Origin of the sequence: Ensifer adhaerens (assembly GCF_020035535.1) — a bacterium.
GTDB lineage: Bacteria > Pseudomonadota > Alphaproteobacteria > Rhizobiales > Rhizobiaceae > Ensifer.
Window position 1 is genome coordinate 1,675,523 of record NZ_CP083349.1, and the last position, 13,578, is coordinate 1,689,100.

The following is a 13,578-nucleotide window of genomic DNA, read 5'->3' on the forward strand; positions in this document are numbered from 1 at the left end:
CGCAAATGTTGAAGTTCACCGACGAACACGAGTGGCTGAAGGTCGAAGCTGGCGTAGCAACGGTCGGCATCACCGAACATGCCGCCGGCCAGCTCGGCGACCTCGTCTTCGTGGAACTACCGGAAACCGGCTCCACGTTCGCCAAGGGCGATACTGCCGCGACCGTCGAGTCCGTCAAGGCGGCATCCGACGTCTATTGTCCGCTTGATGGCGAAATCGTCGAAGTGAACCAGGCGATCGTCGACGATCCGTCGCTCGTCAACAGCGATCCGCAGGGCGCTGCCTGGTTCTTCAAGCTGAAGCTCGCCGATCCGAACGCGGCCGACGCCCTTCTCGACGAAGCGGCCTACAAGGAGCTCGTCGCCTGATGAGCATGCCCAAGGATTTCACCTTCACGGACTATAAGCCGTATGACTTCGCCAATCGGCGTCATATCGGCCCGTCGCCGGCCGAAATGGACGAGATGCTGAAGGTCGTCGGTTATCCGACGCTCGACGCGCTCATCGACGACACGGTCCCGCCGTCGATCCGCCAGAAGACGCCGCTCGCCTGGGGCGCGCCGATGACCGAGCGCGAAGCGCTCGACAAGATGCGCGAAACGGCCAATCGCAATCAGAAGCTCGTTTCGCTGATCGGCCAGGGCTATTACGGCACGATCACGCCGCCGGTGATCCAGCGCAACATCCTGGAAAACCCCGCCTGGTACACGGCCTATACGCCCTACCAGCCCGAGATCAGCCAGGGCCGTCTCGAAGCGCTGCTCAACTACCAGACCATGGTCTGCGACCTGACCGGCCTTGACGTTGCCAACGCCTCGCTGCTCGACGAAGCGACGGCTGCCGCCGAAGCCATGGCGATGGCCGAACGCGTATCGAAGTCCAAGGCGAAGGCCTTCTTCGTCGACGAGAACTGCCATCCGCAGACGATCGCACTGCTGAAGACCCGTGGCGAGCCGCTCGGCTGGCAGATTGTCATCGGCAATCCCTTCACCGATCTCGATCCGGTCGACGTCTTTGGCGCGATCTTCCAGTATCCGGGCACCTACGGCCACGTGAACGATTTCACCGGCCTGATTGCCCGCCTGCACCAGACCGGCGCGATCGCGACCATCGCTGCCGATCCGCTGGCGCTGGCCCTGCTGAAGTCCCCCGGCGAAATGGGCGCCGATATCGCCATCGGCTGCACCCAGCGCTTCGGCGTTCCGGTCGGCTACGGTGGACCGCATGCGGCCTATATGGCCGTCAAGGATGCGCACAAGCGCTCCATGCCCGGCCGTCTTGTCGGCGTTTCGGTCGATGCCCGCGGCAACCGTGCCTATCGCCTGTCGCTACAGACGCGCGAACAGCACATCCGCCGCGAAAAGGCGACGTCGAACATCTGCACCGCGCAGGTTCTGCTCGCCGTCATGGCGTCGATGTACGCCGTCTTCCACGGACCGAAGGGCATCAAAGCGATCGCCCAGAGCGTTCACCAGAAGACCGTGCGTCTCGCCATGGGCCTCGAAAAGCTCGGCTACACCGTCGAACCGGACGTGTTCTTCGATACGATCACCGTTGAGGTCGGCAAGTTGCAGGGCATCATCCTCAAGACGGCTGTCGCCGAGGAAGTGAACCTGCGCAAGATCGGCGAAACCAAGATCGGCATCAGCCTCGACGAGCGCTCGCGCCCCGTCACGCTCGAAGCCGTCTGGCGCGCCTTCGGTGGCGACTTCAAGGTGGAGGAGTTCGAGCCGGGTTACCGCCTGCCGCAGCCGCTGCTGCGCACCAGCGAATACCTGATGCACCCGATCTTCCACATGAACCGCGCCGAAAGCGAGATGACGCGGTATATCCGCCGTCTTTCGGACCGCGATCTTGCGCTCGACCGTGCGATGATTCCGCTCGGCTCCTGCACGATGAAGCTCAACGCGACTGCGGAAATGCTGCCGATCACCTGGCCGGAATTTGCCGAAATCCATCCTTTCGTTCCGAAGGACCAGGCGGCCGGCTACCAGCACATGATCGAGGACCTGTCGGAGAAGCTCTGCGCCGTCACCGGCTATGACGCGATCTCGATGCAGCCGAATTCCGGTGCGCAGGGCGAGTATGCAGGTCTCCTGACGATCCGGGCGTACCACCTGGCGCAGGGCAACGCCCATCGCGACGTCTGCCTGATCCCGACCTCGGCGCACGGCACCAACCCTGCCTCGGCCCAGATGGCCGGCATGAAGGTGGTCGTCATCAAGGTCAGCGAAAACGGCGACATCGACATGGACGATTTCCGTGCGAAGGCCGAGCAGTACGCGGAAAACCTCTCGTGCTGCATGATCACCTATCCGTCGACCCACGGTGTGTTCGAGGAGAACGTGCGTGAGGTCTGCGAGATCGTGCACAAGCACGGCGGCCAGGTCTACTTGGACGGCGCCAACATGAACGCCATGGTCGGCCTCGCCCGCCCTGGCGACATCGGCTCCGACGTCAGCCACCTGAACCTGCACAAGACCTTCTGCATCCCGCACGGCGGCGGCGGTCCCGGTATGGGGCCAATCGGCGTCAAGGCGCATCTGGCACCCTACCTGCCCGGCCACCCGGAAACCGACGGCAATGACGGTGCGGTTTCGGCAGCGCCATTCGGCTCGGCTTCGATCCTGCCGATCTCGTGGAGCTACTGCCTGATGATGGGCGGCGAAGGCCTGACCCAGGCGACGAAGGTGGCGATCCTCAACGCCAACTACATCGCTGCCCGCCTGAAGGGCGCCTATGAGGTGCTCTACAAGTCGTCCAGGGGCCGCGTCGCGCATGAGTGCATCATCGACACCCGTCCGCTGGTCGAAAGCGCCGGCGTCACTGTCGACGATGTCGCCAAGCGGCTGATCGACTGCGGCTTCCACGCCCCGACCATGAGCTGGCCGGTTGCCGGTACGCTGATGATCGAGCCGACCGAATCGGAAACCAAGGCCGAGATCGACCGTTTCTGCGATGCGATGCTGGCGATCCGCGAGGAAGCCCGCGCGATCGAGGAAGGTCGCATGGACAAGGCCAACAACCCGCTGAAGAACGCTCCGCACACGGTCGAAGACCTGGTCGGCGATTGGGATCGTCCCTACTCGCGCGAACAGGCCTGCTTCCCGCCGGGCGCCTTCCGTGTCGACAAGTACTGGTCGCCGGTCAACCGCGTCGACAACGTGTATGGCGACCGCAACCTCGTCTGCACCTGCCCGCCGCTGGAAAGCTACGCGGAAGCGGCAGAGTAACGTCTAAAGAACCGGCGGGGCGCCCGCTCCGCCGGTTTTCCCCGGCGCTATTCCGCGGCCGTGGCAGCGTGCGTCCCGCGCCCATCTTCTCCAGAATCGTGTCAGAAGTTCGCGAAGATCTGTGCCGGCGTTTGCGCGATGCACAGAGCTACCGACGCGAGGTCATTCCGGGAGGCAGAATGGTGTTCTCGATCCAGAATCGCACGAAAGCCTCGGCAAAATGCCTGTAGCCGGCGACCGAAGCAGGCTTGGCCACATAGGCATTGGCGCCGGCCCGGTAACAATGGAGCACGTCGGTCGGATTGATGGATGAGGTCAGCACGATGATCGGGATCAGGACGGTCGCCTGTCCCCTGCGGATGCGCCGCAGAAGCTCGATGCCGTCGTTGCCGGGCAATTTGATGTCCAGGAGCACATAGTCGAAATGGGTTTGGGCAAGATGCTCGGTCGCGTTGTCTGCGTCTGCCGCCAACACCAGATCGATCGTTTCGTCGACCTGTGCGAAGGCACGCATAACGAAGCGCGCGTCGTGCGCGTCGTCCTCCACCAAGAGCACTCGCTTTGGCGTCGAGGCCACCTGTTTCGTCCTAGTTCGCCTTCCGTAGCCGCCTCGGAAGAAGCACGATGAAACGTGCGCCTTCGCGGAAGGTCGTGTCAAGTCGGATCGAGCCTTCGTGACTTTCAGCTATGCGTTTGGCCAGTGCGAGGCCGATGCCGGTACCGCCATAGACAGTCTCGTCCTTGTGCAGCCGTTGGAACACTTCGAAGATCCGGGCTGAAAAGCGCGGATCGATGCCGATGCCGTTGTCTTCGACCACGAACTCGACGATCTGATCGACGAGGCCGCCTTGAATGCGGATCACCGGTTGGCGGTCGGCGTACCGATACTTGATCGCATTGCCGATCAGGTTCTGAACCAGGCGGCGGAGAAGCTCCGGGTCGCCTTCCAGCTGCGGCAGGTCGCCAACCTCGAAGGTTGCCTGTGCTTCCTGTGCGTCGCCGGCAAGAATGGTCAGCGTCTCGGCAACGATGTCCGCGAGCCGCACCTCCGTCCAATGGCTGATCCGGTGCGCGATCTGCGCATAGTCGAGCAGGCTGTCGATTACCCGGTTCATGCGCCGGACGCTGTCACGCAGATGGCGCGCATTCTCGGCAAGTTCGATCTGGTTTCCTGCAGCGAGATCGTCTTCGATCATTTCAGAAAACATGGAGATGTGTCGGAGCGGCGCCTTGAGGTCATGGGACACCGTCGCAGTGAACTGGTCGAGCGCTTCGTTCTTGTGCTCCAATTCCTGCCGTTGGCGCTCGAGCGTGAGTTCCGCGCGCTTGAGGTCGGTGACATCGACACGCGCAACGACGGTGTTGCCGTCCTTCGCCTTGATGTTCTCCACGCGCAGCCAGCGATCATCAGCATAGCGATAGATTTTGGGCCGACCGTCGGGATGGCGGAAATCGTGCAGGCGTGAAGCGATCCATTCGTCGCCCTCGCGGGTGCCCGGCAAGGCATCGGGATAGTGACCACCCTGTCGCGCCAGAAGCATGATTTCTTCGGCGGTGATGCCAGGCTCCAGCGCTGCACCTGCCGGCCCGCAGATCACCTGATAGGCCCTGTTGTGGACGATCAGCCGCTCTTGCCGATCAAATATGGCAAAGCCTTCAGGCATGGCTTCCAGCGCCGCGTTGAGCATCTCGGACGCTTTCTGACGCTCGCCTACCGCCTCCGTGAGATCCGAAACATCGCGGATGATGCCGATGAGCGCCAGTTCCTCCCCCTGCTCGTCGAGCAGCGGCGTGGTGCGGAGGTGGCCGGAAAATGTAGATCCGTCGCGCCTGGCATAGAGATAGTTCGACGTCTGGGCGGCGGTTTCGTCGACGCGCGCTGCGCGGTTCCGCAGGCGCTTTTCATATTCAGCGTCGTTGGCATAGATCAGCCGCACCGAGCGGTCGATGAATTCTTCCGGAGAATAGCCGAACTGACGAAGGGCGGCGTTGTTTGCGGAGCGGATGATGCGCTCGGCATCGATGATGATCACAGGGTCGGGAAATGTCTCGTAGAGCGCCTTGAAGACGAGATCCTCATTGAACGCCGCCATACGCAATCCCCTGTTCCATGTTCACGCATCACAGCAGAAAAATGGCCCGGCGAAAACCGGGCCAACCTATCCGTTTGAAGGAATGGAGGAAACTTAGTTGGCGCGCACCACCGCATCGCCCTGAGCGGCGAGAGCCGCGAGGTCGGCGGGCTTCAGTTCCACCGATTCGCCGCAGCCGCACGCGGACGTCTGGTTCGGATTGTGGAAGGTGAATCCGGAACGAAGCGTCGTGACTTCAAAATCCATCTGCGTGCCAAGCAGGTAGAGCACGGCCTCCGGCGCGACCCAGACGCTGGCGCCCTGATGTTCGATCAGGTCGTCCTTGGGGTTGGGCTCAGTCACCAGGTCGACGGCATATTCCATGCCGGCGCAGCCGCCCTTCTTGATGCCGACGCGAATGCCCTTGGCATCGGCACCGGCGCCTTCCACGATCGAACGGACGCGATCAGCGGCAGCATCGGTCAGGCTCATTACGGCAAAGCCCATGGGCTCATTCTCCTTGTCGTCACCGGGGTAAAGGCCCGGCGCCTTACAGAATCAAATGTAGTATCCGTGCCTTAACGGATCAATATGCAGGTCCCGGCTCAGTACCAGCCGACCGCGACTTGCGCTTCTTCGGACATGCGGTCCGGCGTCCACGGCGGATCGAAGGTCATGGCGACTTCAACGCCCGATACGCCTTCGACGGCGCCGACGGCATTCTCGACCCACCCCGGCATTTCGCCAGCCACCGGGCAACCCGGCGCGGTCAGCGTCATGTCGATCTTGACCATCCGGTCGTCTTCGATGTCGATCTTGTAGATGAGACCAAGTTCGAAGATGTCGGCCGGAATTTCCGGATCGTAGACGGTCTTCAGCGCGGCGATGATGTCGTCGCTGAGCCGCGCCAGTTCCTCGGCCGGGATTTCCGAATGCACGATGCCTTCGCGAACATCGACCTTTTCTTCCGTAGCATCAAGGCTCATATCGGCCTCCTGGACTTTCTCTTTTGGTTCAGAAGATAAAAATAACTCTTTGAACCTTTTGCAGATTTTCAACTTTCAATTTCTCAGGCAAAGAACTTGCGTGCATGTTCCAGCGCATCCGCCAGCGCATCCACTTCGGCCCTGGTATTATAAAGCCCGAAAGACGCACGGCATGTGGAGGTAACGCCGAAGCGTTTCAAGAGCGGCTGGGCGCAATGCGTGCCGGCGCGAACGGCAACACCGGCGCGGTCGATCACCATTGAAACGTCGTGCGAATGGATGCCGGCGATCTCGAAGGCAAAGATGCTGCCCTTGTCCGGCGCATCGCCGAAGACCCTCAGCGAATTGACCGCCGAAAGCCGCTCGCGCGCATATGCCGTCAGGTCCGCCTCATGCGCCTGGATCGCGGCGCGACCGAGCTTTTCCATGTAGTCGAGTGCGTAGCCGAGCCCGATCGCCTGCACGATCGGCGGCGTGCCGGCCTCAAAACGGTGCGGCGGATCGTTGTAGGTGACGGTATCCTCGGTCACCACCTCGATCATCTCACCGCCGCCGAGGAACGGCCGCATTTCCTTCAGTCGGTCCATTTTGCCATAGAGCACGCCGACGCCGGAGGGGCCGTAAAGCTTGTGGCCCGTCATCACGTACCAGTCGCAGTCGATGTCCTGGACATCGACCGGCATATGTACCGCGCCCTGGCTGCCGTCGACCAGAACCGGGATGCCGCGCTCGCGGGCAATGCGGCAAATCTCCTTGACCGGAGCCACCGTGCCCAGCGCATTCGACATATGGGTGATGGCGATGAGCTTGGTGTGGTCCGTCAGGCACTTGACGAATTCTTCGACGTGCAGGGCGCCGTTGTCGTCGACCGGGATCCAGACCAGCTTGGCGCCCTGGCGCTCGCGGATGAAGTGCCAGGGGACGATATTGGAGTGGTGCTCCATGATCGACAGCACGATTTCGTCACCTTCGCCGAGCTTCGGCATGCCATAGCCATAGGCGACGGTGTTGATCGCTTCGGTCGAGGACTTGGTGAAGATGATGTTTTCGGCGGACGGGGCATTGAGGAAGCGGCGCACCTTCTCGCGCGCCGCCTCATAGGCTTCCGTCGCGGCATTCGACAGGAAATGCAGGCCGCGATGGACGTTGGCGTACTCGTTGGAATAGGCATGGGTCACCGCGTCGATCACGACCTGCGGTTTCTGCGCCGATGCGCCGTTGTCGAGGTAGACAAGCGGCTTGCCGTAGACGGTTTTCGACAGGATCGGGAAATCCTTGCGGATCGCTTCGACGTCGTAGGCGGGCACCGGTACAGAGTGTTCCATGTCTTTCAATCCAATTTCGCTACAGCGCCGCACGTCTTTCAAGGCGCACTAAGGTCGCTGCAACATGTTGAACTGCTGCATAATTTTATCCTCAAATCGATGCCGATTTAAGGATTTATGCAGGAGCCTATCAGGCGTGCTTGTCCAGCCACGTCGAGATGACGCCTTCCAGCGCTTCGACCAGCGGTTCGTCTTCGATCTCTTCGACAATCTCGGCCACGAAAGCGTTGACGAGCATGGCTCGCGCCTTGTTCTCCGGAACGCCGCGCGCCATCAGGTAGAAGAGCTGCGTGTGGTCGATATCGGCAACCGTCGCGCCGTGACCGCACTGAACGTCGTCGGCGAAGATTTCGAGCTCCGGCTTGGCCGAAAGATCGGCATCGTCGGAGAGCAGCAACGTATTGCACGCCATCTTTGCGTCGGTCTTCTGCGCGTCCTTGGCGACCAGGATCTTGCCCTGGAAGACACCCTTGGCGCGGTCGAAGACGACGTTACGGATGATCTCGGTCGAGGTCGTATGCGGCACGTTGTGGCCGAGCGTGAAGGTCACGTCGGTGTGGCTTTCGCCGCCGAGCAGGTTGATGCCGCGCAGCTTGAAATCCGCGCCCTCGCCGCTCGTCTTGCCGTGGATCTCCTGGCGCACCAGCTTGCCGCCGGCATTGATCACGAAGAGATGCAGTTTGGCGTTCTTGCCAAGGTCGAAGCGAGTCTGGCCGAGATGGGTATCGGCTGCCCCCTGCTGCTGCAGGATGATCCAGATGATGTCGGCACCTTCGGCAAGCGTCACGTCGCTGACCGAGGAGACGAAGCTCTCGGCATCGTTGGTCGACAGATGCCGCTCGATCACCGTTGCCTTGGTATTGGCACCGAAGGTCACCGGGAAGCGGGTATGCGCCTGGCCGAGGCTCTGCACCAGCTGGATTTCCAGCGGATCTTCGAGCGCTGTTTCAGCTGCCACTTCGATTTCCAGACCGCCGCGAACGAGGCCGCCATTGATGCGGCCGATCGCGTCATCAAATCCGAGCACCGCGAGACCGGCTGCCGCCGAACCGTCGAGCAGGCTGTCGACGTAGGAACGGACAGTCAACCCCTCGGGAAGGCTGCCCTTGACCTCAGCCTGGCCGTTGCGGACGGAAAGCACGGTCGACCCCGGAACCAGCGCGTCAACGCGGTCGGCAAAAGCCGTCGGATCGGCAGCCGGGACCGCGCGCAGCAGCGTGCGGAGATCGGTATAGTGCCAGGATTCGACGCGACGGGTCGGCAGGCCGGCAGTGCGCAGTTCGTGCACCAGCGTGTCGCGAACCGAGAGCACCGAGCCATCGCCCGGCAGGTCACCGATCTGGTTGGTGTAGGCGTCGACGAGCGCCGTCTCGGCAGCGGTCATCTTGATTGCCTGTTGCATATTCATTCGAACACTCCTTCAACAGGCCCTAGGCTGCAGCTTCGATGATGTCAGCGTAGCCGTTGGCTTCGAGTTCGTGTGCAAGCGTCTTGTCGCCCGACTTGATGACCTGGCCCTTGTAGAGCACGTGCACGCTGTCCGGCACGATGTAGTCGAGCAGGCGCTGGTAGTGGGTGATGACGACGACGGCGCGATCGGGCGAACGCAGGGCGTTGACGCCATCGGCGACGATCTTCAGCGCGTCGATGTCGAGACCGGAGTCGGTTTCGTCGAGCACGCAAAGCTTCGGCTCCAGCAGCGACATCTGCAGGATTTCGGCGCGCTTCTTCTCACCGCCGGAGAAGCCGACGTTCAGCGGGCGACGCAGCATTTCCGGAGCGATCTTGAGTTCGGCAGCGGCTTCCTTGACGCGGCGCATGAATTCCGGCGTCGTCAGTTCGTCTTCGCCGCGGTACTTGCGCTGCTCGTTCATCGCCACCTTCAGGAACTGCATGGTGGCAACGCCGGGGATTTCGACCGGATATTGGAAGGCAAGGAAAATGCCCTTGGCCGCACGCTCGGAAGCGTCGAGCTCCAGGATGCTCTCGCCGTTGTAGAGGATGTCGCCTTCGGTGACTTCGTAGTCTTCGCGGCCCGACAGGATGTAGGACAGCGTCGACTTGCCGGAGCCGTTCGGGCCCATGATGGCGGCCACTTCGCCGGCCTTCACGGTCAGGTTCAGGCCACGGATGATCTCGGTGCCGTCTTCGGCGATGCGGGCGTGCAGGTTCTTGATTTCAAGCATTTCTATCGTCCTCTTGGGAAACGAACGTCTGTTCGCGCGCAAGGCAATGCGCGCCATTCAATTACGGGTTCGGAGCCTTAGCCGACCGAGCCTTCGAGCGAGATGCCGATCAGCTTCTGCGCTTCGACGGCAAATTCCATCGGCAGCTCCTGGATGACTTCCTTGACGAAGCCGTTGACGATCAGCGCGATCGCCGCCTCGGTCGGGATACCGCGCTGCAGGCAGTAGAACAGCTGGTCCTCGGAAATCTTCGAAGTCGTCGCCTCATGCTCGAACTGTGCCGTCGAGTTCTTGGCCTCGATGTAGGGCACGGTATGCGCGCCGCACTTGTCGCCGATCAGCAGCGAATCGCACTGGGTGAAGTTGCGGGCGTTCTCGGCCTTGCGGTGGGCCGAAACCTGGCCGCGATAGGTGTTTTCCGAAACGCCGGCAGCGATGCCCTTGGAGACGATGCGGCTCGACGTGTTCTTGCCGAGGTGGATCATCTTGGTGCCACTGTCGATCTGCTGATGGCCGTTCGAAACGGCGATCGAGTAGAACTCGCCGCGCGAGCCGTCGCCGCGCAGAATGCAGGACGGATACTTCCAGGTGATCGCCGAACCGGTTTCCACCTGAGTCCAGGAGATCTTGGAGTTCTTGCCACGGCAATCGCCACGCTTGGTGACGAAGTTGTAGATGCCGCCCTTGCCTTCCTTGTCGCCCGGATACCAGTTCTGCACCGTCGAGTACTTGATCTCGGCGTCATCGAGCGCAACGAGTTCGACCACGGCAGCATGGAGTTGGTTCTCGTCGCGCTGCGGCGCCGTGCACCCCTCGAGGTAGGACACATAGGCGCCGTCTTCGCAGATGATCAGCGTGCGCTCGAACTGGCCGGTGTTCTTCTCGTTGATGCGGAAATAGGTCGACAATTCCATCGGGCAACGAACGCCCTTCGGCACGAAGACGAAGGATCCGTCGGTAAAGACAGCCGAGTTCAGCGTCGCATAGTAGTTGTCGGTCGTCGGAACGACGGAGCCGAGATACTTCTTCACGAGGTCCGGATGTTCGCGGATCGCCTCGGAGATCGACATGAAGATCACGCCGGCCTTCTTCAGCTCTTCCTTGAAGGTGGTGACGACCGAGACGCTGTCGAAGACGGCGTCGACGGCGATCTTCGACTTCTGCACGCCCGCCAGGATTTCCTGTTCCTTCAGCGGAATGCCGAGCTTCTCGTAGACCTTGAGGATTTCGGGGTCGACTTCGTCGAGCGACTTCGGACCAGTCACGCCCTTGGGAGCGGCGTAGTAGTAGATCTCGTTGAAGTCGATCTTCGGATAGCTGACGCGCGCCCAGGTCGGCTCTTCGAGCGTCAGCCAGCGGCGATAGGCCTCAAGACGCCACTCAAGCATCCATTCCGGCTCGCTCTTCTTTGCGGAGATGAAGCGAATGATATCTTCCGAAAGACCCTTCGGGGCCTTCTCGACTTCGATGGTGGTCTCAAAGCCGTATTTGTACTGGTCGACGTCGATCTGACGGACCTGATCAATGGTCTCCTGCACGGCAGGCATGTCGTTCTCCAATCTTGCCGGATCCAAGGTCCGGCAGCTTGTAAACACGATGCGCTCGGCGCACCGCTTATGTAATGGCTAAAAGGCGCTTTTCACCCTGTTTGCCAAGCGGAAAATTGCTTTTCCGCAATTTCATCCATTCGCTCCGCCTCAGGCGGCTTGCCCCGATGCACGGCGTCTTGCTGCTACCTTTGCAAAGGCGGCGGCGCAACGCTCGATTTCGGCCGCCGTCGTCGCCTCGCCGATCGAGATCCGCAGCGCACCCTGGCGCGGATCGTAACCCATCGCCGTCAGCACGTGGCTCTGCCCGACCTTGCCGGACGAGCAAGCCGATCCGGCGGAAAGCGCCACCCCTTCGAGATCGAAGGCGATCTGTCCCGTTTCCGCTTTCAGGCCAGGAAGCGTGAAGAATGTCGTGTTGCCAACGCGCGAAACGTCGCGACCATGTATGACCACATCGCCAGCAGCTGCCAGCATGTCGCCTTCGAGCTTGTCGCGCAGCGCGGCAATCGCGCTCATCCGCTGGCCGACGCCTTCGCCGGCGATCCTGGCGGCCGCGGCGAAGCCAGCAATTGCCACCGGATTTTCAGTGCCCGAACGATGGCCCTTCTCCTGTCCGCCGCCGCGGATTAGCGGTGCGGGCATCATCACCTCGCCGCGCGCCACCAGCGCGCCGGCGCCCTTTGGGCCACCGATCTTGTGCGAAGAGACAATGAGGAAATCGGCGCCGAGCTCTTCAATCGAGAGCGGCACGCGGCCGGCGGCCTGAACCGCGTCGACGACGAGAATGCCGCCATGGGCACGAACGATCTCGGCGATCTCGGCAATCGGCTGGATGATACCGGTCTCGTTGTTGACCAGCATGACGGCAACCATCGGCAAGCCAAGCTGGCGATCATGCACCGCCAACAGGTCCCGAAGCGCCTGAAGGTCGATGATTCCCGCGGAGGTCACGGGGATTTCACTGACGGCATCGCGCGGGAATCGCCCGCCTTCGCGTACCGCCGGATGTTCGATCGCCGAGGCATAGAGCCGGCCGATCTTCAGCGGTGTGCGTCCCATGCGGAAATCGGGCGTCAGCACAAGATTCGCTGCTTCCGTTGCGCCGCTGGTAAATATGACGCTCGCAGGCTTTGCGCCGCAAAGCGCGGCTACATCGCGGCGGGCATTTTCGATGAGCGTGCGCAGCGCACGGCCCTCGCCATGGACGGAAGAAGGGTTGCCGACAAGGTCGAGCGCGAACAGGCAGGCCTCGCGCGCTTCGCTCAGAAGCGGCGCCGTGGCGTTCCAGTCCATGTAGATGCGCGAACTCGACATGATTTCCTTCGCTAGAACAACAGGCTGCGACCCGGCAACCTCTGGCGATGCATTTTCCTTGAATTTTCCGCGTCGCTTGCCTTAAGAGACGAAGCACAAGGCGGAATGCCCGCACAGAAGTTTTGAACGGTTCTAAACTAGGTTTTAGAAAAGCTGACTGCTTTCGTCAAGACTGATCGCGATCTGAACCCAAGATTCGAACCAGGAACACTCCCGGAGAACCAATGCCCGAAATCATCTTCAACGGACCCGCTGGCCGCCTCGAAGGCCGCTATCAGCCTTCGAAGCAGAAGAGCGCACCGATCGCCATCATCCTGCACCCGCATCCGCAGTTTGGCGGCACGATGAACAACCAGATCGTCTACCAGCTCTTCTACATGTTCCAGAAGCGCGGCTTCACCACGCTCCGGTTCAATTTTCGCGGCATCGGTCGCAGCCAGGGTGAGTTCGACCATGGCGCCGGAGAGCTATCGGACGCGGCATCGGCGCTCGACTGGGTGCAGAGCCTGCATCCCGATTCCAAGAGCTGCTGGGTTGCCGGTTATTCCTTCGGTGCCTGGATCGGCATGCAGCTCTTGATGCGTCGCCCGGAGATCGAAGGCTTCATGGCCGTCGCTCCGCAGCCGAACATCTACGACTTCTCGTTCCTGGCGCCCTGCCCGTCTTCGGGCCTGATCATCAACGGCGATTCCGACAAGGTCGCGCCGGAGAAGGACGTGAATGGTCTCGTCGAGAAGCTTAAAGCCCAGAAGGGCATTCTCATCACCCACCGCACCGTTCCGGGCGCCAACCACTTCTTCAATGGCCAGGTCGATGGCCTGATGACGGAGTGCGAGGACTACCTCGACCGTCGCCTCAACGGCGAACTGACGCCGGAGCCGGCTGCCAAGCGCATTCGCTGACCCCTGGTAGA

12 protein-coding genes are annotated in these 13,578 nt (G+C 61.6%); 3 read left to right on the forward strand and 9 right to left on the reverse strand.

The window, feature by feature from the left end; translation table 11 throughout:
* Window positions 1-5: 5 nt before the first annotated feature.
* Both gcvH and gcvP read left to right on the forward strand, forming a co-directional pair.
* Window positions 6-368: a glycine cleavage system protein GcvH gene (gene gcvH / locus LAC81_RS08260; protein ID WP_025427112.1), complete on the forward strand. Its 363-nt coding sequence runs from the start codon at window positions 6-8 to the stop codon at window positions 366-368.
* Window positions 368-3,232, forward strand: coding sequence for an aminomethyl-transferring glycine dehydrogenase (gcvP, locus tag LAC81_RS08265; RefSeq protein WP_223727436.1), 2,865 nt, complete (start codon window positions 368-370; stop codon window positions 3,230-3,232). The genes gcvH and gcvP overlap by 1 nt, the downstream gene beginning before the upstream one ends.
* 148 nt (window positions 3,233-3,380) lie before the next feature.
* Here the strand turns inward: gcvP and LAC81_RS08270 are convergent, their stop codons facing one another.
* The 9 genes from LAC81_RS08270 to LAC81_RS08310 form a co-directional block, all read right to left on the reverse strand.
* Window positions 3,381-3,809, reverse strand: coding sequence for a response regulator (locus LAC81_RS08270; protein ID WP_223727437.1), 429 nt, complete (start codon window positions 3,807-3,809; stop codon window positions 3,381-3,383).
* 10 nt (window positions 3,810-3,819) lie between these two features.
* Window positions 3,820-5,325, reverse strand: coding sequence for a sensor histidine kinase (locus LAC81_RS08275; protein ID WP_223727438.1), 1,506 nt, complete (start codon window positions 5,323-5,325; stop codon window positions 3,820-3,822).
* A gap of 93 nt (window positions 5,326-5,418) precedes the next feature.
* Complete coding sequence (sufA, locus tag LAC81_RS08280; protein ID WP_223727439.1) at window positions 5,419-5,811, reverse strand: Fe-S cluster assembly scaffold SufA; 393 nt, start codon at window positions 5,809-5,811, stop codon at window positions 5,419-5,421.
* A 98-nt stretch (window positions 5,812-5,909) separates the two neighbouring features.
* The gene (locus tag LAC81_RS08285; protein WP_113540005.1) at window positions 5,910-6,290 is read right to left on the reverse strand and encodes an SUF system Fe-S cluster assembly protein; all 381 of its coding nucleotides are present in this window, start codon (window positions 6,288-6,290) and stop codon (window positions 5,910-5,912) included.
* Window positions 6,291-6,373: 83 nt separating this feature from the next.
* Window positions 6,374-7,615 carry a cysteine desulfurase gene (locus tag LAC81_RS08290; RefSeq protein WP_223727440.1) on the reverse strand — a complete coding sequence of 414 codons (1,242 nt, stop codon included), beginning with the start codon at window positions 7,613-7,615 and terminating at the stop codon, window positions 6,374-6,376.
* A 130-nt stretch (window positions 7,616-7,745) separates the two neighbouring features.
* A complete protein-coding gene (gene sufD / locus LAC81_RS08295; RefSeq protein ID WP_223727441.1) occupies window positions 7,746-9,023 on the reverse strand; it encodes a Fe-S cluster assembly protein SufD in 1,278 nt (425 codons plus the stop codon).
* 22 nt (window positions 9,024-9,045) lie between these two features.
* Window positions 9,046-9,801, reverse strand: coding sequence for a Fe-S cluster assembly ATPase SufC (sufC, locus tag LAC81_RS08300; RefSeq protein ID WP_113540008.1), 756 nt, complete (start codon window positions 9,799-9,801; stop codon window positions 9,046-9,048).
* A 77-nt stretch (window positions 9,802-9,878) separates the two neighbouring features.
* A complete protein-coding gene (gene sufB / locus LAC81_RS08305) occupies window positions 9,879-11,348 on the reverse strand; it encodes a Fe-S cluster assembly protein SufB (RefSeq protein WP_223727442.1) in 1,470 nt (489 codons plus the stop codon).
* A 150-nt stretch (window positions 11,349-11,498) separates the two neighbouring features.
* Window positions 11,499-12,665, reverse strand: coding sequence for a cysteine desulfurase family protein (locus LAC81_RS08310; RefSeq protein WP_223727443.1), 1,167 nt, complete (start codon window positions 12,663-12,665; stop codon window positions 11,499-11,501).
* Window positions 12,666-12,889: 224 nt separating this feature from the next.
* Here LAC81_RS08310 and LAC81_RS08315 point away from each other — a divergent pair, with 224 nt between their 5' ends.
* Complete coding sequence (locus LAC81_RS08315) at window positions 12,890-13,567, forward strand: alpha/beta hydrolase (RefSeq protein WP_113540012.1); 678 nt, start codon at window positions 12,890-12,892, stop codon at window positions 13,565-13,567.
* Window positions 13,568-13,578 lie beyond the last annotated feature (11 nt).